The organism is bacterium, from assembly GCA_021371935.1.
GTDB lineage: Bacteria > Armatimonadota > UBA5829 > UBA5829 > UBA5829 > UBA5829.
Genome location: JAJFVF010000022.1, coordinates 29,658 through 50,124, shown reverse-complemented (window position 1 = coordinate 50,124; position 20,467 = coordinate 29,658). Strand labels below are relative to the sequence as shown.

19 protein-coding genes and 1 pseudogene are annotated in these 20,467 nt (G+C 51.4%); all 20 read left to right on the top strand.

Annotation, left to right across the window (positions count from 1 at the left end; translation table 11 throughout):
- Window positions 1–4: 4 nt before the first annotated feature.
- The 20 genes and pseudogenes from LLG46_14745 to LLG46_14650 all read left to right on the top strand — a co-directional run bounded on the left by LLG46_14745 (window position 5) and on the right by LLG46_14650 (window position 20,467).
- Entirely contained in the window at window positions 5–517 is a 513-nt protein-coding gene (locus LLG46_14745) for a sigma-70 family RNA polymerase sigma factor (protein ID MCE5324554.1), read from the top strand.
- Between the two features lie 169 nt (window positions 518–686).
- On the top strand, window positions 687–2,546 hold the full coding sequence (locus LLG46_14740) for a BamA/TamA family outer membrane protein (GenBank protein ID MCE5324553.1): 1,860 nt from the start codon (window positions 687–689) through the stop codon (window positions 2,544–2,546).
- A 370-nt stretch (window positions 2,547–2,916) separates the two neighbouring features.
- Entirely contained in the window at window positions 2,917–3,561 is a 645-nt protein-coding gene (locus LLG46_14735) for an OmpH family outer membrane protein (GenBank protein ID MCE5324552.1), read from the top strand.
- 20 nt (window positions 3,562–3,581) lie between these two features.
- Window positions 3,582–4,709 carry a hypothetical protein gene (locus tag LLG46_14730; protein ID MCE5324551.1) on the top strand — a complete coding sequence of 376 codons (1,128 nt, stop codon included), beginning with the start codon at window positions 3,582–3,584 and terminating at the stop codon, window positions 4,707–4,709.
- On the top strand, window positions 4,709–5,764 hold the full coding sequence (lpxD, locus tag LLG46_14725) for a UDP-3-O-(3-hydroxymyristoyl)glucosamine N-acyltransferase (protein ID MCE5324550.1): 1,056 nt from the start codon (window positions 4,709–4,711) through the stop codon (window positions 5,762–5,764). The genes LLG46_14730 and lpxD overlap by 1 nt, the downstream gene beginning before the upstream one ends.
- Window positions 5,745–6,671, top strand: a complete 927-nt coding sequence (gene lpxC / locus LLG46_14720) for a UDP-3-O-acyl-N-acetylglucosamine deacetylase (protein MCE5324549.1) — start codon at window positions 5,745–5,747, stop codon at window positions 6,669–6,671. Before lpxD ends, lpxC begins: the two co-directional genes overlap by 20 nt.
- Window positions 6,659–7,084 (top strand): annotated as a pseudogene (gene fabZ, locus LLG46_14715) (3-hydroxyacyl-ACP dehydratase FabZ). The gene lpxC and the pseudogene fabZ overlap by 13 nt, the downstream one beginning before the upstream one ends.
- A gap of 64 nt (window positions 7,085–7,148) precedes the next feature.
- Window positions 7,149–7,964: an acyl-ACP--UDP-N-acetylglucosamine O-acyltransferase gene (lpxA, locus tag LLG46_14710; GenBank protein MCE5324548.1), complete on the top strand. Its 816-nt coding sequence runs from the start codon at window positions 7,149–7,151 to the stop codon at window positions 7,962–7,964.
- A 2-nt stretch (window positions 7,965–7,966) separates the two neighbouring features.
- A complete protein-coding gene (gene lpxB, locus LLG46_14705) occupies window positions 7,967–9,121 on the top strand; it encodes a lipid-A-disaccharide synthase (GenBank protein MCE5324547.1) in 1,155 nt (384 codons plus the stop codon).
- A gap of 47 nt (window positions 9,122–9,168) precedes the next feature.
- The gene (locus tag LLG46_14700) at window positions 9,169–9,693 is read left to right on the top strand and encodes an isoprenylcysteine carboxylmethyltransferase family protein (protein MCE5324546.1); all 525 of its coding nucleotides are present in this window, start codon (window positions 9,169–9,171) and stop codon (window positions 9,691–9,693) included.
- Between the two features lie 10 nt (window positions 9,694–9,703).
- Window positions 9,704–11,497, top strand: a complete 1,794-nt coding sequence (locus LLG46_14695) for an ABC transporter ATP-binding protein/permease (protein ID MCE5324545.1) — start codon at window positions 9,704–9,706, stop codon at window positions 11,495–11,497.
- Entirely contained in the window at window positions 11,494–12,153 is a 660-nt protein-coding gene (locus LLG46_14690; protein ID MCE5324544.1) for a lysophospholipid acyltransferase family protein, read from the top strand. Before LLG46_14695 ends, LLG46_14690 begins: the two co-directional genes overlap by 4 nt.
- A 429-nt stretch (window positions 12,154–12,582) precedes the next feature.
- On the top strand, window positions 12,583–13,806 hold the full coding sequence (locus LLG46_14685) for a hypothetical protein (GenBank protein MCE5324543.1): 1,224 nt from the start codon (window positions 12,583–12,585) through the stop codon (window positions 13,804–13,806).
- The gene (gene lpxK, locus LLG46_14680; GenBank protein ID MCE5324542.1) at window positions 13,799–14,908 is read left to right on the top strand and encodes a tetraacyldisaccharide 4'-kinase; all 1,110 of its coding nucleotides are present in this window, start codon (window positions 13,799–13,801) and stop codon (window positions 14,906–14,908) included. The genes LLG46_14685 and lpxK overlap by 8 nt, the downstream gene beginning before the upstream one ends.
- The gene (locus LLG46_14675) at window positions 14,850–15,824 is read left to right on the top strand and encodes a lysophospholipid acyltransferase family protein (GenBank protein MCE5324541.1); all 975 of its coding nucleotides are present in this window, start codon (window positions 14,850–14,852) and stop codon (window positions 15,822–15,824) included. The genes lpxK and LLG46_14675 overlap by 59 nt, the downstream gene beginning before the upstream one ends.
- Entirely contained in the window at window positions 15,814–16,857 is a 1,044-nt protein-coding gene (locus LLG46_14670; GenBank protein ID MCE5324540.1) for a glycosyltransferase family 9 protein, read from the top strand. Before LLG46_14675 ends, LLG46_14670 begins: the two co-directional genes overlap by 11 nt.
- 6 nt (window positions 16,858–16,863) lie before the next feature.
- A complete protein-coding gene (locus LLG46_14665) occupies window positions 16,864–17,856 on the top strand; it encodes a glycosyltransferase family 9 protein (protein ID MCE5324539.1) in 993 nt (330 codons plus the stop codon).
- On the top strand, window positions 17,857–18,945 hold the full coding sequence (locus tag LLG46_14660; GenBank protein ID MCE5324538.1) for a glycosyltransferase family 4 protein: 1,089 nt from the start codon (window positions 17,857–17,859) through the stop codon (window positions 18,943–18,945).
- Window positions 18,946–18,951: 6 nt separating this feature from the next.
- Entirely contained in the window at window positions 18,952–19,725 is a 774-nt protein-coding gene (locus LLG46_14655; protein ID MCE5324537.1) for a glycosyltransferase family 2 protein, read from the top strand.
- Entirely contained in the window at window positions 19,715–20,467 is a 753-nt protein-coding gene (locus LLG46_14650) for an outer membrane lipoprotein-sorting protein (GenBank protein ID MCE5324536.1), read from the top strand. The genes LLG46_14655 and LLG46_14650 overlap by 11 nt, the downstream gene beginning before the upstream one ends.

Below are 20,467 nucleotides of genomic sequence, written 5' to 3'. Positions count from 1 at the left end.
AGATATGGACTTTGGCGAGTTGCTCGATGCTTACGAGAAGCCAATATATAACCTTATATTTCGGCTCATTGGTGATGCAGATGAGGCAGCCGACCTTACGCAGGAGACATTCGTCTCCGCGTACAAGTCCTATTCCAAGTTCAAAGCCGAGTCGTCTGAATACACCTGGCTATACAGGATAGCTGTAAACAAATGCAAAAACAAGTTCAAGGAGCGTGCCAGGCATAAGGAGAGTTTTACGCTTGATGAAGAATTACCATTGGATGCACTTGGCGAGTCTGATACAACATATAGTCCCGAGGCAGCCTTTGAAAGAAAAGAGCTAAAAGAACGCATAATCCAGGCAATAAGCCAGCTTCCCCCCGACTATAGAATAGTGACGGTCCTTCGCGAGTTGCATGGTTTGAGCTATCAAGAGATTGCACAAACTGTGGACTTGTCGGTTGATGTAGTAAGGACGCGTCTTGCCAGGGCGCGAAGCATGCTCCGCAAAAAACTTGAGCAATATCTGGAATAGGTGATGATTGTTTGGTGTCGGTCAGCCGCTCTCTTCCGGGGGAGAGGACTGGGGTGAGGGCACAAACTGCTTTGAGTTAGACATTTCGTTTGCTTGAACAAGAATTGGGTCATATAATATAATCTCGGCGAGTATGCTGTCGAGGGAACGGACGTGGAGGAATTATCTGATGAATCGGGCATATGTTTTTTTAAGAGATGCCATATTTACAGCTTTGGTCTTGAGTGTGTTGGCTGTGCCGGCAGTGCTTATGGCGCAGGAAACAAAAAAAGTAACTGAGATTGCCGTGACGGGCAACGACAACATCAACACCGACACCATATTGAATGCCATCTTGCTTAAGGTGGACGCAGACTATGACGAGCAGACTATCGATAAGGATAAGGCCGCAATCATAGCTCTGGGATATTTCAGTGCGGTAACGGTTCACACCGAGGATGTCGCCGAGGGTGTAAAGGTCACCTTTGAAGTGACTGAGAACCCAAAGATATGTGACATCAAGATCGTCAACAGTGAACCAATGACAGCCCAGCAGATTCTGGAATTAATGAAGACAAAGCCGGGCCATATCCTCAACACAGCCGTCTTATATCAGGATATCGAATCAATTCAAAATTTCTATGGCGAGCAGGGCTACATTGCTTATGTCGCCGAGGATGGTGGTGTTGATTCTCAGACAGGCGTTTTGACCGTGCCGATAGTAGTGCACCGGGTCGAGAGTGTCGAGATCGTAGATAACAAAAAGACCAAAGAGATGGTATTTCTGCGAGAGATGAGTACCAAACCCGGAACGATATTCAATTGGAAGACTCTCCAGAAGGACATGATGAAAATAGGCAGCCTGGACATTCTTGAGGACATCAAGACGCCACAGATCAATCAGGGCAGCGAAATTGGTTATGTCAAAGTTGTTCTTCCTGTTGTGGAGAAAAAGACCGGCCAGATGTCGGTTGGTGTTGGTTATTCGTCCAAGCAGAGGCTTGTCGGCCAGGCGAGGTATTCCGAGACAAACTTCCGCGGCCTTGGTCAGGGTCTAAATTTGATGTGGGAGCAGGGCACCACTGATAACGCAACCGGGGGCAATGCGAGTTACGAGTTGGGTTTCTATGAGCCGTGGATAGATACCAAGCATACTTCACTGAACGTAAACGCATACAACAAGTTGATTTACAGATTTTCTTCGGGAATTTTCAGCAGTGATGATGATGCATACAATGAGCGCCATAAAGGCGGCGAGGTAACCGTAAGCCGTCCGATGAATGAAAAGGTAAGATTATATCTTGGTGGTTCGTTTGAGAATGTCGAGACTGATCCTAGTCTGCTTACAGATGCAAGCATTCTCAACATTGTGCAGGATGGTAATGTCGGTAGTGGTTCACTTCGTTATGTGCGCAACACTCGTGACTATGATCTCGATCCCGCGGCGGGCGGATATGATGCCGTTTCATTTGAAGTCGGTGCGGTAGACGCCACTCGATACGAACCGAATGCCGTGTTAGTCGAAGATGAGAGCAAACCCGGCACATATGATGTCGACCAGCAGCCGATCCCATTTGATTTCAGCGGTGGGTACCAAAAGACATCCATCGAGATCAGGCGATATTACAGTAAGCAGGGCCCAAAAAGTTCTCTGCAGGATAAGCGGACAACATGGGCGATGCGTCTCAGAGCAGGGTACGGCAACGGCACCATACCCTATTTCGAGCAGTTTTTCGTGGGCGGCGGTGAGAGTCTTCGCGGATACAGAGAGGACCAATTCTGGGGTGACAAGATGCTGCTTGCGAGTATAGAATATCGCAAGCCGATTGCTCAGTCAATCGCAGGTGTGGCGTTTGTGGATTATGGAGATGCTTGGGGGACAGCGGATGAGTTCAACACAGAAGACCTTCCCCAGAGCAATTCATTTGTAGGTAATGTTGGTGTCGGCATTGGTTTAAGGGTGGCGACACCAATAGGCAACCTGCGGCTTGACTATGCGGAGGGCAGATATGGCCCGCGGACGCACTTTAGTATGGGTCAGGCATTTTAGCCCGCATTATTCACGAGGAGAGACCCGAATTATGCGGTAAGCACATAATCCGGGTTAGCAAGATCCGATAAACTAATGGTACAGGGTCGGATGGTTCATCTATCCGGCCCTTTTTTTGTCTGCAATGAAATTTATTGTTGCGGCGGCAATACAGTTTGTTTTGCTACGTCTATGCCATATGGGCTTAGCTTGCATTATTCACGAGGAGCGTGTCTGAGCCCCGGATTTTGCGGGAAGCGCATAATCCGGGTTAGTGGGTTCACGTTGTGGACGTAAACCTCTTTTGCTTGTTGGGCTGTGGCGTATTTGATATAATTTTTGCAGGAGGCGGCATCTTAGCCTCCATAATGCGTTTGTGAGGTGCATCCTTATGTTAAAATCACGCACTATGGCGTGGGTGTTGGCGATAATGGTCGTCAGCGCCGGACTGATGGCAACAGCAGCATCTGCTGCCGATCAGGCTCAAAAAATTGCTGTTGTAGATGTCGAGAAGGTGTATACGAATGCGCCGCGTGTCAAGCAATACAGTGAGGAATTGAATGCATTCGGGCAGGATTTAAGCAAGAAGGTAGATATTCGCAACCAGAACATGATGCTCAACGAGGCAGAGATTCAGGAACTCGTTACGCTCAAGACCAAGTCGAATCGGACAGCTGCCGAGGATGCGCGTATCAAGGAGATCGAGAGTACTGAGCGCACAAGGGACGATCAGTATCGGAATCTGCAGGCAACAAAAGAGCCGACCGATGAGCAGAAGGCTCAGCTCAAAGAGCTGCAGGATATGCGTCAAAAGGCCAAGGACACCCTGGACGCTCTTGCAAAGGACTATGACGGTCAGCTCAAGTCGAAGCAGCAGGAACTGCTCGGCAAGGCGGATGCAGATATAAGAGGAGCGATCAATAAGGTTGCCGGTGAGAAGGGAATCACGATGGTGATTGCAAAGGACGCTGTTTTGTTTGGCGGACTTGATATTACCGACGATATCATAAAGAACCTCGACCGCAAGATGCAGTAGGTTTTTATCGGAGACTGTTCTTGAAGTTTGCAATATACACATTGGCGGGCGCGATGTTGATTGCGACGGTTGCCGGGCTGACTCTATCTGGTAGTCAGCCCGTTAGCGCGCCTAGGCAAGCGAACGACCGTGAAGTTGTCTATGTCGACATAGACACTCTGGTGCAGATGCATCCTGCGTGGCAGGCTGTATCAATGACCGGGTCGGTAATGAGTGATGCGCTGGCCGATTCGGTAAAGGTCGGCGGATCAGCAGTGTATGGCAAGAATGCTGATACCGATATCAAATATTCAGAGTTGGACCCGAATATCAGGCAACGCCTTGTTTCAGAGGCTATTCGTCTTGCCGATGACGCGATGTTGAAACTCGAGAAGCAGCAGTTGGAGATAGTTGATCTGCGTCTAGGCCAGAGGCGCGAGACGATGAAAAAGAGTTACGAGACTGAGGTGACTGCGAGGGCACAAGAAATCAGTGAAAAAGCTGCAGACCAGGTTGAGCTGATAGCTCGCAAGTACTGCGCCGATAAAATAAATGCAGAGCTGAATGTTAAAACTTTGCAGTTGAGATCGGGCCAGCCGGGCATTGATGATAAGTTGAACGATTTAAAAATCGCGGCGGCTGAAAATGGGCTTGCCCGGGTCAATGAGCAGTGCTCGCTGGAGACAGATAAGGTGTTGGATCAGGCCAAGGCTCTGACGGATAGTTTGTGGTCGAATGCCATTACTCGGACGGATGCATCTCTGTCTATTATTGAGAGTGGTGAAAAGAGGAAGATCAGTAACAAGGGCGCGGCGTCACGAAATGAAATTTTGCGCGAGTTGCTCTCGCTTTATGATTTCGGCGACACTTCAACTGCATTACTGTCTAATCCGAGTAGGGCATTTGCAGTGGAGTCAAGCGCAGCATTTGCCGGTTCCGGCCGGATCGATATTGCAGACTGGCGCGAAGAGAATACCAGCCTTAAAAGTCGCATCAGGCAGGATGTAAAGATCGCTGTTTCAAGAATTGCCCAAACTCAAGGCGTGAGAGTCATTTTTACTCGGAAGTCAAAGGGAATTCCCGATGAGACCAAGCGTTTTGCTCGATTGATGAGTGAGAGCATATGGAACGGATGTGATCCGGTGATCAGCATGGCGGGCGATTCATAATGCAGATCATCGCTGCGGATATTGCCGCTCTTGTCGACGGGATATTGGACGGCAGTCCTGATACGCTCATAACCGGCGCTGCAGGCGTGGATGATGCTGAGGTCGGCGATGTAGTTTTGGCTGAGGATGCAAAATATTTTGCAAAGGCTATCTCTTCGGATGCTGGTTGTATTATTGCGCGCACTGACTCGGGATGTGCGCCTGGCAAGTGCCTGATACGTGCTGCGGACCCGGTGGAAGCCTTTATTAAGGTGCTAGAGGTCTTCAAGGGCGGTGAGGAATGTCCGTCTCCGGGCATCGGATGCGGAGCGGTCATAGAACAGGGCGCACTGCTCGGCAAGGATGTCGCGATAGGGGCGAACTGTTTTGTGGGCCGGGGCACAAGTTTGGGCGACGGATGCGTTTTATACCCTGGCGTATATATTGCTCGTGATGTCACGATTGGGGAGGGCTGCGTGCTCCATCCTGGGGTAGTTGTTTATTCCAAGTGCACCCTTGGCAAACATGTGATATTGCATGCAGGCGTAGTGATCGGCGCTGACGGGTTTGGATACAAGCCGTCGCCGCGGGGACTGATGAAGTTTCCGCATATAGGGACGGTCGAGATAGGTGACGACGTGGAGATCGGTGCGAACTCCACCGTCGACCGTGCAAAGACCGGCGTGACTGTGATCGGCAGCGGGACAAAGATCGACAATCTGGTGCACATTGCGCATAACGTAAAGGTGGGTGCTCATTGTGTGATAGTCGCGCAGAGCGGTGTTGCCGGGAGCGTGGAGATCGGCAGTGGTGTTGTTCTGGCGGCTCAGGTCGGCGTAAAGGACCATGTCCACATTGCCGACGGCGCAAAAGTGGCGGCGCGAGCCGGTGTGATAGGTAATGTGGAGCAGGGCGCGGTAGTATCGGGCTTCCCGGCCAGAGACCATCGTGCTGAGATGAGAGTCCAGGCTGCGAGGCTGCACCTGCCGGAGATAATGACAAGACTTCGTGACCTGGAAAATGAGGTTGCGAGACTAAGTGGGGAATGTGCTGTAGATGAATGTGCTGAAGATTGATATGAATACCAGGACATGCCGGTCCAAGCGTTCGGTCGTCACCTCAAATCAGACGACAATTGCCGAAAGCGTACGGCTGACCGGCACGGGCTTGCACAGTGGTGACCAGACAACGGTATTCATTCATCCTGCGGACAATGACCTCGGTATCGTCTTCAGCGACGGCGAGAACAACATCGTGCGCGCACTTGCTTCCAATGTGACCGACACATCGCGCGGGACCACCATCGGCAGCAACGGCACGAGTTTTCGCACCATTGAACACTTGATGGCAGCTTTGAGCGGTGAGGGCATAGACAACGCGATAATCGAGGTGCTCGGCCCCGAACTACCTGCACTTGACGGCAGTGCTCTGGTATATTCCGAGGCGATTGATGCAGCGGGTGTGGTGGAGTTGGATGCAAAGCGCAGATTGGTCGAGCTGAAGGACCCTATATGTGTGCGTCAAAACGGTTCATATATTTTGGCCGTACCCGCGCCCAGGTTGAGCATTACATATGTGCTCAATTACGATCACCCAATGATAGGCTCTCAGACTGCCTCATATGTGCCGGGCGAGACGGACTTCGGTGAGCAGATTGCTCCGGCCAGGACGTTTGTATTGTATGAAGAGATAGCCGGGCTGCTAAATGAGGGGCTTTCTCAAGGCGGCAGCATAGATAATGTGATTGTCATATGGCGGGACCATTTTAGTTCGGAACTACGTTTTGACGATGAACTGGTCAGACACAAAGTCCTGGACCTGATCGGTGATCTATCCCTTGCGGGCAGCGTGCCGCAAGCTGAGATATTGGCTGTTAAATCGGGCCACATGCTCAATGTCGAGTTTGCGAAGACGTTGGAGAGTATGGTCTGTGAATTACAAAATCGTGAGATTGGAGTAGGCGAAGAGATATGCTTGACGTAGAGCAAATCAGGGATGTGCTGCCGCATAGGTATCCATTCCTGCTTGTCGACAGGATTCTGGAGCTTGTCCCCGAAAAGAGCTGTCGCGGTTACAAGAACGTGACTATAAACGAGGAGTTTTTCGAGGGTCATTTCCCGGGTCATGCCGTAATGCCTGGGGTGTTGGTTTGCGAGGCTATGGCACAAGTTGCAGGAGTGCTGCTGCTTTCGATGACCGGCAATGCAGGCAAGCTGGCGTACTTTGGTGGAATGGACAAGGTTCGTTTCCGAAAACCGGTGTTGCCGGGAGACACGCTGGTCACCGATGTCGAAATGATTGCATCCAGAGGAAATATCGGCAAAGTGAAGGCGGTGGCACGCATCGACGATGAGGTCGCGGCGGAAGGCGAGTTTATGTTTGCACTTGTAGAAAGAGACAGAAGGCGAAAACTGACCGGCGATGCTGCCGAGACAGAAGAAAACGGAGCTCGGCGCAGCGATGAATAAAACAGACCAGAAGACAGAAATACACCCGAGCGCGATAATAGATGCGTCAGCCGAGATAGGTGAGGGTGTCGAGATCGGACCTTACTGCATAATCGGCAAGAACGTCCGCATCGGTGATGGGACCAGACTTGCTTCGCATGTGGTTATAGAGACCAACACGACCATCGGGCAAAACTGCAAAATTTTGAGCGGTGCGGTCTTGGGTGGTGCTCCTCAGGACTATAAGTTCAAGGGTGAGCCGACCTATTTGAAGATCGGTGACAATAATATTATCAGGGAATGCGTAACTTTGCATCGAGCCAGTGGCGAGGGCAATGCCACGACCATCGGCGACAACAATATGCTCATGGCATACTGCCATGTAGGCCATAACTGCACTCTCGGCAACTGCATCACCATGGCAAACACCGTGGGCATCAGCGGCCATGTTGTTGTCGAGGACAAGGTCGTCTTTGGCGGGATTGTGGGCGTTCATCAGAATGTCCGCATCGGCAAACTGGCTATGATCGGTGGCTTCTCAAAGATTCTGCAAGATGTGCCTCCGTTCGCGATGGTCGAGGGCAGACCCACCAGGGTATACGATCTCAACAAGGTCGGCCTTCGCCGCAATGGTGTGGGACCCCAGGAACGGGCAGGCATAAGGTTGGCGTATAAGCTGCTCTACAGGTCGAACCTGAACACCAGTCAGGCGTTGGAAGCAATCGAGCGTGAGGTCGAGCCGAGTTCCGAGCTTGAATATCTGCTCAACTTCATTCGCAGCATCAGAAAAGGCTATGCGGGGCGGCAGTTGGAAGCTCCCAGGTTCTAATAGTGTCATATCAAATTGCCATATCTGCCGGTGAGGCGTCCGGCGACATGTACGGCGGCCGACTGGCCGCCGAACTGCTAAATATACGAAATGACCTGGACTTATGGGGTGCGGGCGGTCCGAAAATGCGTGAAGCGGGTGTCGATGTGACCGTAGATATGACAGGCGGCGGCACCATAGGCGTATCGGAGACCCTAAAGTCACTTCCCTCGGTAGCCGCAAAGTATTTCAACTTTCGGTCTCAACTGCTTGAGCGGCGGCCTGAGCTGTTTGTGCCGATAGATTTTGGTGCATTCAACATCCGGCTGGCTCAGATCGCGCATAAAAACGGCATACCGGTGGTGTACTACTTTCCGCCGTCTTCATGGAGGCGAAAGCCCAAGAATGCAGCCAAACTGATAGCTTGCGGCGGCAAAGTGATAACTCCATTTCCCTGGTCCCAGGAACTGCTTTGCGCGGCAGGAGTCGACGCCAGGTTTGTCGGCCATCCGCTCATAGACATAGTAAAACCCTCGGCTGACAAGGCCACTTTTTTGCGTGAGTTCGACTTGTCCGACACACTGCCCACTATTGGCATGCTGCCCGGCAGCCGTGGGCATGAGCTGAAAGAGCACATGCCTATAATGATCGAGTGTGCTCGCATAATCGATGAAAAACTCGGCGGTGCTCAATTTGTAATAGCAGCAGCAGGAAGAACTGGCCGGATTCATAAATACATAGATGACGCCGCCGGAAAGAGCAATTTGCCGGTGATCCGCGTGATCGAAGGCCGCACATATGACTGCATGGCTCATTCCGACCTCTTGATATCTAAGTCCGGGACAGCTACACTAGAAGCAGCAATTTTGGGCACACCGATGGTCATCATATACAGCGGGTCGGCGATTATGCGCTTTGAGTTTTTGTTCCGTAAGGCCGTGCTCGAGGAATACATCGGGCTGCCGAATATCGTAGCGGACAGGGGCATATGCCCGGAACTCATAAATGAGCAGGCGACCCCTGAGGCTGCGTCGGATATTGCGCTCAGCCTGCTGCAGGACAGCGAGAACCTTGATACAATGAAGGCAGGTCTGCTCGATGTCAGACGTGTGCTTGGTGAACCGGGTGCGCTTGTCCGTGCGTCACACTTGCTGCTTGAGATGGGAGGATTGAAATAGACAAGCTGATATATTTTCTCTTCAGACGAAGGACTTCTTTTTTATTATTGGCGTCCATCATCATTCTATTGGTCGCCAAGCCGACTCCAAAAAGTTTTTTGATAGGTCTGCCGTTTGTCATTGTAGGTGAAGCGATTCGCATATGGGCATCGGGGTATCTGAGCAAGCTAAAGAGTCTGATAACCGCCGGACCCTTTGCAATTTGCCGCAATCCGCTATATATAGGCAGTTTCCTTATCAGCCTGGGATATTTTATCATGTGCAACCAACCCATTGTCTGGATTGCCGGCCCGATTTTATTCTGGCTGTTTCATGGCGGCGCAATTTCTTATGAGGAAAGGCTGCTTGCGAATTTGTTCGGAGATGAGTTTAATGAATACTGTAAGACCATACCAAGGCTCATCTCTTTTCCGCGTTCTCTGGCAGGTCATGGTGAATTCTCGATCAGGCAGGTCGTGAATAACAACGAGCACAGAGGCGCTCTCATAACAGCATTGGCTTTGGCGCTGTATGCCATACTGGCATACTCGTCGAGTGATATGCCGATCTCATGGTTGATATCAAGATTATAGGCAGGTAAATGTGACCTCTCAAAAACGCCTTTTAGGATATGTTCTGGCTCATAAAGGCCGCTTGATCACAGCTTTAGTATGCGGGCTGTTGATGACCGGCTGCACACTGTTTATGGCGACCCTGATAAAATGGTTTACCGCGGTTGCCAGCAATGAGCCGGTCACAGGCTATGCCATAGTGAGGTTCGGCATCAAACATGGTCTCTTTGATGCCAAGAATGCGCCGGCCGCGCTGATGATAATAGCTGCGGCGTTGATGGTGCTCATCAATATCCCGAAGTCGACATTCACCTTTTTCAATAATTATCTAATAGCCTCCGTCACCAGCCGCATCGGCACAGACGTGAGGGCGGATGTCTATGCACATCTGCAGACACTTCCTCTGCGCTATTTTCACAGGAGCAGGTTAGGGGATATCCTGTCCCGGATGAGTGTAGATGTCGCGCTCATTCAAAACTCGAGCACTATAGTCGTCCAGGCGATAGACGGTCCTCTGATGGTAATCGGCGGACTGGCCAAGATGGCGCTCATCAGTTGGCAGCTCACGGTCTGTACGATATTATTTGTGCCTCTGATGGGTGCTGCAATAAACAAGTTGACTAGGAAGATCCGGCCTCTGACGACCGCCACTCAGTCAAGGTTTGCGGACGTAAGTTCGGCCATCGAGGAGTCCATCCATGGTGTGCGGGTTATAAAGGCTTTTGGGATGGAGGACTACGAGGTCAAGCGTTTCAACAAGGCGAATAACAACAGCCTGGCTGCCACGCTCAAATATTGGCGGCGAAACGCATTGGTGACACCGATTGTCGAGCTGATGGGTTCCATTGCAGCAGCTTTACTTATGATAATCGGCGGTCGGATGCTGGTCAAGGGCACAATCACTTTTCCTGATCTTGCTGAGTTCATGGTCCTTGCGTTTTATGTAGCGGGCTCGGCCAAGCAGTTCGGTCGTCTAGGCTCGCTCTATCAGCAGACAATAGCGGCGGGCGAGCGTGTATTTGAGATACTCGATACCAAATCTGATCTGCCTGATGCGCCTGATGCAATTGTTCTGAAGAATGTTCAGGGCATGGTCGAGTGCGAGGATGTCTGTTTTGAATATAATCCTGGCGAACCCGTGATTCAGGGACTGTCTTTTAAGATAGACCCCGGAGAGGTGGTCGCTATAGTCGGTCCCAGCGGCGCCGGAAAATCGACGATAGCTGACCTCATTTTGCGTTTTTACGATGTCGACAAAGGCCGGATCCTGATCGAAGGTCATGACATACGCTGGATCAACACAAAGAGTCTGCGCGAGCACATGGCGATGGTCCCGCAGGAGACGATCCTTTTCAGCGGCACAATCGCAGAAAACATCTCATACGGCAGACCCGGCACCAATATGACCGAGATAATCGAGGCTGCCAAGGCCGCGAACGCGCATGATTTTATTATGCAGTGCCCGAACGGCTACGACACCGAGCTTGGCGAGGGTGGAGTGGGGCTTTCCGGCGGCCAGCGCCAGAGGATTTCGATTGCGCGCGCTCTGCTCAAGAACCCAAGGATTCTCATACTCGATGAGGCGACCTCGTCTCTGGATGCCGCGTCCGAAGGCATCGTCCAGGAGGCATTGGACCGCCTGATGAAGGGCCGCTCGACGCTGGTGATCGCGCACCGGCTCTCGACCGTCAAAAACGCAAATAAAATATTTGTGATGGACAGGGGCAGCGTGATCGAGTCCGGCACATTTGATGAACTAATGAGCGCAGGCGGCCTTTTTGAGCAGTTATATAAGACTCAGTTTCGCGATCAGGGTGCAAAATGAGCGGCGAGAGATCGAGTCTGAGAGAGCGGATCAAGCGAGGCATTATCATACGGCTGCTCTGGCTCATATCCACCGGGATCGCAATGACAGTCCGGTTCAAGGTTGAGGGCTGGGAGAAGCTGATAAAGATAAGGGACGATGGCAGAGGTGGGCTGATCCTACCATGGCATGGCGTGACCGTGCTGCCTATCTATTATTGCCGTCACATGGGTTTTTATTCGATTGCATCTGTCTCAAAGGACGGCGAACTGCAAAACGGCATATTGCGCCTGCGAGGGTTCCATACAATTCGCGGGTCGAGCGCAAGGCATGCTGTCCGTGCTCTGCTCGAAGCGATTCGGTGTCTAAAGAACGGCAATGTGCTTGCATATACACCCGATGGTCCCAAAGGTCCGCCTAAGAAGGTGCAGCAGGGCACTGTATATATGGCGCAGCGTTCGGGCTGCCCGGTGCTGCCGGTGGGTGTTGCATGCAGTCCGTGCAAGAGGCTGCACTCTTGGGATTCTCATATGATCCCTATGCCTTTTTCGCGCGCGGTGATTGCATTCGGCGACCCGATACATATCCCGGAGGGTATGCAGGAGCAGGAAGCCGCCGAGATGATAGAGAATGCCATTAACAGCGCGGAAGACCGTGCCAATGAAATTTTGAGATAATGTGCCTGCTGCGCAATACTCTGCATAAAGCAGCAAAGCCGTTAAAGTAAGTCATTCCGATGCGAAGCCGAGGAATCTGCTTTGAACCAATGTGGTCACAAGCCGGTAAGTGTCCACTTAATAAAAAGAAGCAATAGATAACTGTCATTCTGAGCGCAGCGAAGAATCTGCTTTGAACCACACGTAGTAAAAGGCAGATTCCTCACTAACCCGAATTGCAGCTACATCTTAACTAATCAAATTCTGCAATTCGGGTTATAAGTTCGGAATGACATGTATAATATAATGGATGGCAGAAATTTACCTGCATGCTTCGACGCGGATTGTAACTATCAAACCATCCAACTATCGAACCATCAAACTTGTATGACTTACTTTTTATACAACCTGTTGCTGCTGATACTCTCGCCGCTTATTGCGGTGTTTATTTTGTATCGCATTTTTATTTCAGGCAAATCGCGCAAGTCATGGCGTCAGCAGATGGGTTATACGGCTCTGCCCGATGAGATAGCGGACAAGCAAAAGGTATGGATTCATGCCGTCTCAGTGGGTGAGTCGGTGGCCAGCGCGGCAGTTGTGAGCGAAATTAAGCAGATGCTGCCTGATGCTGCTGTAGTGGTGTCGACCACGACCGAGACCGGCCAGGAGATGGCTCGCAAGTCGATCAAGGATGCCGATGCATTTTTCTATTATCCGTTCGATCTGGCGCCTTTCGTGTCTCGATCCATAGACAGTGTCCAACCAAGGGTGTTCGCGAGCACCGATACCGAGATATGGCCGAATTTCCGCCACATAGCGCGCAAAAAGGGCGTGAAGACAGCCATGATAAACGGCACGATATCTGACAAGACTATGTCCGGCTCAAGGAAGATACCATGGCTCTATCGGTGGACCATGTCCAATATAGACCTATTTTGTATGCAGTCTCAGGCCGATGCAGAGCGGGTAATTGCGCTGGGTGCTGACCAAACGAAGGTGATCGTGACCGGCAACTGCAAGGCCGATCAGTCGGCTGAGAACTTAAGCGAGTCGGAGAAGAACGAGATATGGTCGCGTTACAAATTTCCAGATGGGTCAAGGGTATTTGTTGCGGGCAGCACAAACCCCGGCGAGGATGCGCCCGTGTTGGAAGCATACGTGATTGCGAGGAATGCTCATCCGAGCCTGCGGCTGATAATAGCTCCCAGGCAGATAGAGCGCCGCGATGAGATAGTCTCTGTTGCACATGAAATGGGCTTGAAGTGCGGCTGGCGTAGCGAGCCTGTGAGCATTACAGGCGATGAGGATGTCGTGATACTGGACACTTTCGGCGAACTGGCGCGGGTATATTCCATAGCGGACGTGAGTTTTGTGGGGGGCAGCCTGATCCCTCGCGGCTGTCACAGCATTCTCCAGCCCATATCGCAGGGCAAGCCGGTGTTTTTTGGTCCATATACATTCAAGGCAAAGGACTTGGTTTCTCAGGCAAAGGCTGCGGGAGTGGGTTTTGAGATTGCGGACGGCCATGCGCTCGGCGAGAGTATAGCCGATATGCTGGGTGATGCTGCGCTGTTGGAGAAGATCAGAGTCGGCTGTGAACAGATGATGCAGGCAAATCAGGGTGCATCTCGACGCACAGCCGAAGCGCTGGTGCGGCTGTATAACCATGACTAAGGACTATATAGAACGTGTAATAGTCGGCGAAGACAGGGGCGCACTGTCCTGGTTGATCCGAGGTGCTCTGTGGCTTCTGTCAATAATATATCGAGCCGGTCTGGCAGTCTATCTTTGGCTATACTCACTCGGCATCAGAAAGAGATATGCCCTGAGTGTGCCTGTGATAAGTGTCGGCAATCTGACGTTCGGCGGCACCGGCAAGACTCCGGCGGTCCAGACCATATGCCGCCTGCTCGTTCAAAGTGGGAAAAAGGTGGTTATCCTGTCGCGCGGGCATGGCGGGTCTGCGAAAGGCGCATTGATTGTCTCAGACGGCAAGCATGTGTCGGCAAGTGCTTCAGAGGCAGGTGACGAGCCTGTTCTGCTTGCTCTGAGCCTGCCGGGCGTGCCGGTTGTTGTGGGAAAAGACAGGCGGGTCAGCGGGAAACTGGCTGTCGAAGAGTTTAGTCCTGATGTAATTGTGCTCGATGATGGCCTGCAGTATTGGCAGCTTCACCGCGATCTTGATATAGTATTAGTGAGCGCGGCAAAGCCCTTCGGCAGCGGGTTTGTGATGCCTATGGGCGATCTGCGCGAAAGTGTGAATGGTCTCAAGCGCGCGGGCGTAGTGCTGCTGAATACCGACGGAGCCACTGACATAGAATCTGTCGAACAGCGCATCAGGCGTATTGCTCCGGGGGTCGATATATATCGGTGTCGGCGCACGCCTGAGAGTTTTGTTCGCATCTCTGATGGCGAGCAGCTTGCTCTGGACTGGGTAAAAGGCCGCAGGGTATTGGCATTTTGCGGTATAGGTAAGCCCCAGTCGTTTATAGATATGCTCGAATCGCTGGGTGCCATAGTCGTCAAGCAGCTTGTATTTTCGGACCATCATGAATATTCGCACGAGGATATATCTCTGATCGAAAGTGAGCGCAGTTCATCGTCTGCCGAGGCCATTGTGACCACTCAGAAAGACCTCGCTCGACTGGGTGAGCTTGTTCGTATCAACAACTTGCACATACTCGTGATCAGACTCGAAGTTGAGGATAACATTCGTTTTGCTAATCGAATCAAAAGTAAGGGTACGCAGACTTCCGCCAAAGAAGCGGTTGATTAAGCTAATAGGCCGCATCACGTTTTGGTGTATGACCAAAACAGCAGGTCTGTTGAGGCCGTGGTCGGTCAGGCTCATCGGACAGACTCTCGGCTCGGCGTTTTATCAGCTTTCCAGCCGATATCGAAACGTTGCCTTGAAAAACCTCAGGAGCGTCTACGCGGATAACAAGAGCGAAGAGGAAATACAGGTTATCGCCAAAGAAGTGTTCAAGCACTTCTCGCAGGCTGCAGTCGAATTTTTCTATTTGATTTCCCTGAGCCGAGACCGAATCGATTCGATGATTGACCTCCAGGACGGCGAGCATATAAGTTCGGTTTTGTCTGAGGGAAAAGGCTGCATTATCCTCACCGCTCATTACGGCAACTGGGAGCTTCTTGCGCGTAAGCTGGTAATACTCGGCTATAAGGTGAATGTCATCGCGCGCGACAGTGATGATCCGGGCATGACCGGTATAACGGAACGCATCCGCGAGGACGGCGGTTATCGAGTTTTTGACCGGGATCAGCCAATCATAGGCGCATTCAGGGCGCTTAAGAATAATGAGATTTTGGGGATCCTGCCCGATCAGAATGACAGCAGTGGTATATTTGTAGATTTCTTCGGCAGGCCGTCAAAGACTGCAACCGGCACGGCGGTTTTATCGTTAAAGTCAGGCGCTCCGATAGTGCCCGTGTTTGCACGCAGAGTCAACGGAGGCAAGTACCAGGCAAAGGTCTATCCGCGCATTGAGTATATGCCCACGGGTGACCATGAGCGCGATGTTTGCAATCTGACTGAACTGGTCAATGCAGCAATCGAGCATGAGATACGCTCCAACCCGTCACAGTGGCTCTGGCTGCATGACCGATGGAAACTGTCTCCGTCTGTCTCAGCAGCTTCGACAATGCCCGGAAAGGAATCGCCCAATGCCCGCTGATGTGCCAAAGAGGATATTGATTGTAAAACTGAGCGCAATAGGCGATGTGTTGATGGCGACTCCAGCCGCGCGTGCAGTACGTCAGGCCTATCCAGACAGCTACATCGCATGGGTTGTCGAACGCAAGTCAGCCGATATCGTGCTCGGAAACCCATATTTGGATGAAGTGATTGTCTGGGAGCGAACCAAGGGTCATGGTCCGATCAGCGGCGCATGCCGCTTCATTAAGTCTATGTCCGGCCTGAGTAGAGAACTCAAATCACGCAATTTCGATGTCTGTGTTGACTTGCAGGGGCTGCTTCGCAGTGCAGGCGTATGTCTGGTTTCCGGGGCGAAAAGGAGAATAGGTTTTGCGGATGGTGCGGAGTGCAGCGTATGCCTGTATCATGAGAGATATGACCCTGGCGGCGACGACGTGAACGCCCAGCAGCGCAATCTTGACTTATTGCAAAAAATAGGTGTCCGCTCGACCGATACGGCCATGTATATGCCTGTTGGTGATGATGACCGATCTTTTGCAGCCGGTTTTTTTGGTGATAATGAGCTTGACACCGAAAAGGTGGTCGGCTTTTGCCCCGCCACGACATGGGCAAACAAGCACTGGACACCTGAGGGCTGGTCACAAGTGGCGGATATGTTATGGCTGCGTCATGGCGCACGGTCATTGATTTTCGGCTCCAAGACCGATATCCCACTCGCACAACAGATTTCTGACAATGCCGAGTGCAAACCGGTCATAAGCGCAGGTCAGACTTCGCTCAAACAGGCGGGAGCGCTTATGGAGAAGTGCGCAGCCGTGATAGGTGTAGACACGGGACTCCTGCATATGTCTGTCGCGCTCGACCGACCGACCGTAGGCCTCTTCGGTGCGAGCGCATGGCGTTGTTTTCAGAAGAAGCCGAATTTTGTGTGGGTTGCAAAGGACTTTCCATGCAGCCCATGCCGCAGGCATCCGACCTGCAAAAATGTCGACTGCATGCAGGCCATAACTGCCGAAGACGTCGTGAGCGCGGTTGCGCCGCTGATAGCGTAGGATGGAATGAAGATCATCTGCTTTCATCTCAACCAGGTAGGCGACCTTGCTTTTTCACTACCGGCCTTAAAGTGCCTGCGCGACTCTTTTCGCGATGCGCATATTACCAGCGTAGCAAGACCGAACTGCTGCAGTCTGCTCACCGCAACCGGCCTTATAGACAACGTGTTGCCAAGGAATAGAGGCATAAACCTAAACAAACTTATGCTCGCTGGGCGCATCATGGCCGCACGATATGACCTGGCTGTCGTGTTTTCGCAGAGTGCGGATTGCGCCGTACTTGCATATCTGAGTGGTGCGAAGAGACGAGTTGGTTTTGTAAACACATCTCTCGGCTCTTTGTTGACCGAGCAGGTGAGCTTTACACATCCGCCCTCGACGCAAAACAATCTCAATTTGATTGCCGCCTTGGGCTGCGAGATCACATCACATGATTATTCGGGACTGCTCAAGTTGACAGAAGATCAATGTGCGGCGGGAGATAATGTGCTCGCAAGGCATGGCATTTCGGCTGAAGACAAGATTGTCGCATTTGCCCCGGGCACTTCAGACAGACGCAGCGTAAAGGAATGGACGGATGAAGGTTACGCAAAGGTCGGCCGGCATCTTATAGACAGGGGATATAAGGTAGTAGTATTGGGGACTATCCCGGCAGTGGAGATTACAAGCCTATGTGAGTCCATAGTAGACTTGAGTGCAGCGACATCTCTTGATGAGGCTGCAGGAATTTTGAACAGATGCTTGACTCTTGTTGCGGTGGATTCCGGGATGCTGCATTTGGCCGCAGCGCTGGGAAAGAAAGTGGTTGGTCTGTATGGTCCATCAAACTGGCAAGTCACTGGGCCGCAGGGTGAGGGTCATAAGTTGGTGATATCGGGCGAGGAGTGCAGTCCATGCATGCAGACCGTGTGTAAGTTTGGGCGAAAATGCATGACAAACATAGACGTGCAAGAAGTGATTTCGTGCGTTGAATCCATAATCGCTGTTGAGGCAGGCTAGATGGACAAAAAACTCAAGACGCTTCATGTGGATTCCGAGATGTCATGGGGCGGCGGTCAGAGACAGGTATCCGGGCTTTGCACCTATCTTCGCGACTGGGGGCATGACGTCAAGCTGGTCTGCAGACCCGGCTCCAAACTTCAGAAGTGGGCTGATGAGAACGGTTTTGCATCTTTTCCTGTCGAGATGAAGTCTATCCTGTCGGTGAGTGCAGTTCTGTCGATTCGTTCGATAATAGCCCGGGAGCGTCCTGATATTGTCCATATGCACAGTTCACGCGCGCATGTCCTCGGTTCTGCCGCCGCGAGATTGGCAGGTATTGGTATAGCGTTGGCGACCAGGCGCAACGATGATATAGTGAAAATGCTCTGGCCGAATACTGATGCTTACGGACGATGGACAAAGGCGATCATTGCAATATCTGATTCTGTGCACTATAAGCTGGTGCTTTCCGGCGTAGAGCCGTCAAAGATCAGGGTCATTCAAAGTGGGACGGATGTCGACCGTTTCGAGCATGCAGTCGGCGATCCAAATCTGCGAGAGCGGCTTGGAATCGATCCGTCTGCATTTATAATATGTTGTGCCGCGAGCCTTGCGGAGTGCAAAGGAATCCGCTATCTCATTGAAGCGGCCAGTCTTGTCAAGAGAAAGGTTCATCTGATAATTGCAGGTGATGGCGAGCAGCGTGATATGCTTGAAGCATTGACGCGCGATAAAGGAGTTTCGGCTTCGTTCACAGGTTTTTGTTCCGATATGCCGGGTCTTCTCGCGGTGACTGATGCGTTCGTGATGCCTTCGCTGGCTGAAGGTTTGGGTGTCGCTGCATTGGAAGCGATGGCTGCCGGAAAACCGGTCATTGCCAGTGCTGTCGGCGGTCTGCGTGAGTCCGTGCAGGATTGTGTCACGGGCTATCTGGTTCCTCCTGCCGATCCCAAAAGCCTGGCGGATGCGATAGACAAATTGATCGATGATCCCGAGCAGGCGAGGCGATTTGGCGAAGCCGGACGGGCAAGAGTGCGCGAAAACTTCAGTCTAGAAAATATGGCGCACAAAAATGAATCGTTGTATTACGAACTGTTGGGCATGTGAGCGAGTATGGGAATTTCTGCATTGGTTCTTACGTATAATGAGGAAGCAAGGATCGCGCGGTGTCTAGAGAGCTTGACATTTGCCGATGAACTTATCGTACTCGATTCCCACAGCACCGACAAAACGCTGGATATAGCCAAAGAATACACAAGCAATATTTCCAAAAGGAAATTTACCGGGTTTTCAGACCAGAAGAGTGCGGCAATCGAGCTTGCCAAAGAAGATTGGATATTGATAATTGATGCCGATGAAGTAGTCTCAAAAGAGCTTGCTTCCGAAATCGTTGCGGCAGCAGAGACCGATGAGTTTGGTGCCTACAAGATGCCTCGCACCACATCATTCTTGGGAAAATGTATTCGCCACTGCGGTTGGTATCCCGATTATCAGCTCAGACTGGTAAGACGCGATAAGGCTTGCATACCGCATAGGCTGGTGCATGAGACGCTTGACTATAACGGGCCTGTCGGCACTCTGGAACACCCGATTATTCATTACAGCTATGATACGATGGCGGACTATTGCCGCAAAATGGTTTTATACACCAGAGCGGCCGCCCAGCAGAAGTATAATGAAGGCCGCAGGTTTCATATTGTGGATTTGCTGTACAGGCCGTGGCACTCATTTATAAAAATGTATGTCTTTCGTCAGGGTTTTCTGGATGGCGTACATGGTTTGGTCTTATGCGGTCTTACGGCATGTTCGTCTCTGCTGCGTTATGCATATTTGTGGGAATTGTGTTCGCAAGGCCCATCGAACGAGGATCAAGTTGATGAGAAGTAGAATACCATACATGCGCATCCTGCCGATCATAGGCATACTAGTGTTGATACTGTCTGTTCCATCTGTTGCAATAACAAGCGACGAGCTAAAGGCAAAAGTCCAGGCGGCGACAAATGGTCTCAAGGATATCAGCATGCTTGGCACAGTGACCCAGTCCAATAAGGATGCAATAGCCAAGATCGATGAAAACTATACCCGGCTTTATGAGTTCAAATCCGCCAGGGTTATGCTCAAGCTTCCCGACAAGATGCGGATGGAGGGCAAGCTGGGCATGGTGAAATTCGAGTACATTATAAATGGCGGCATCAAGATATTTCGTGCATCGCCCGTCAGGATAAACAAGCGGTCGGACTATTCGGACGATCCCGCCAAATTGCAGAGTGCACTGGATGTCGGGTTGATTACATCAACGCTGTGGGACAATCGTAAAGTCGAAATTGTTGAGGATGCTGAGGCAAAGGCGAACTGTGAGATTAAGCTTCAACTAAAATGGCCGAAGGGCGACATGCAGACTTTTATCTGGATCGATAAGAATGACCTCTGGCTGAAGAAGTTGGAGAAGCGCGACGGGCAGGGTGATCTCAAGGTTAGGGTAGTATATTCCAACCCCAAGAATATCGACGGGATCATATGGCTGCCGACAAAGGCGGAGATGTATTCCTCCAGCGGTGACAAGGTCGGCACGACCGAGATGAGCGACATCAAATACAATTCCGGCCTGCCTGATTCGTTGTTTGAGTAA

What these genes read in the sequence shown, in the direction of transcription:
- LLG46_14670 (MCE5324540.1), top strand. Translation starts at nt 15,814, where the DNA reads ATGCCCGCTGATGTGCCAAAGAGGATATTGATTGTAAAACTGAGCGCA.
- LLG46_14665 (MCE5324539.1), top strand. Translation starts at nt 16,864, where the DNA reads ATGAAGATCATCTGCTTTCATCTCAACCAGGTAGGCGACCTTGCTTTT.
- lpxC (MCE5324549.1), top strand. Translation starts at nt 5,745, where the DNA reads ATGAATGTGCTGAAGATTGATATGAATACCAGGACATGCCGGTCCAAG.
- LLG46_14650 (MCE5324536.1), top strand. Translation starts at nt 19,715, where the DNA reads ATGAGAAGTAGAATACCATACATGCGCATCCTGCCGATCATAGGCATA.
- LLG46_14690 (MCE5324544.1), top strand. Translation starts at nt 11,494, where the DNA reads ATGAGCGGCGAGAGATCGAGTCTGAGAGAGCGGATCAAGCGAGGCATT.
- lpxA (MCE5324548.1), top strand. Translation starts at nt 7,149, where the DNA reads ATGAATAAAACAGACCAGAAGACAGAAATACACCCGAGCGCGATAATA.
- LLG46_14660 (MCE5324538.1), top strand. Translation starts at nt 17,857, where the DNA reads ATGGACAAAAAACTCAAGACGCTTCATGTGGATTCCGAGATGTCATGG.
- LLG46_14740 (MCE5324553.1), top strand. Translation starts at nt 687, where the DNA reads ATGAATCGGGCATATGTTTTTTTAAGAGATGCCATATTTACAGCTTTG.
- LLG46_14735 (MCE5324552.1), top strand. Translation starts at nt 2,917, where the DNA reads ATGTTAAAATCACGCACTATGGCGTGGGTGTTGGCGATAATGGTCGTC.
- LLG46_14745 (MCE5324554.1), top strand. Translation starts at nt 5, where the DNA reads ATGGACTTTGGCGAGTTGCTCGATGCTTACGAGAAGCCAATATATAAC.
- lpxD (MCE5324550.1), top strand. Translation starts at nt 4,709, where the DNA reads ATGCAGATCATCGCTGCGGATATTGCCGCTCTTGTCGACGGGATATTG.
- LLG46_14655 (MCE5324537.1), top strand. Translation starts at nt 18,952, where the DNA reads ATGGGAATTTCTGCATTGGTTCTTACGTATAATGAGGAAGCAAGGATC.
- lpxK (MCE5324542.1), top strand. Translation starts at nt 13,799, where the DNA reads ATGACTAAGGACTATATAGAACGTGTAATAGTCGGCGAAGACAGGGGC.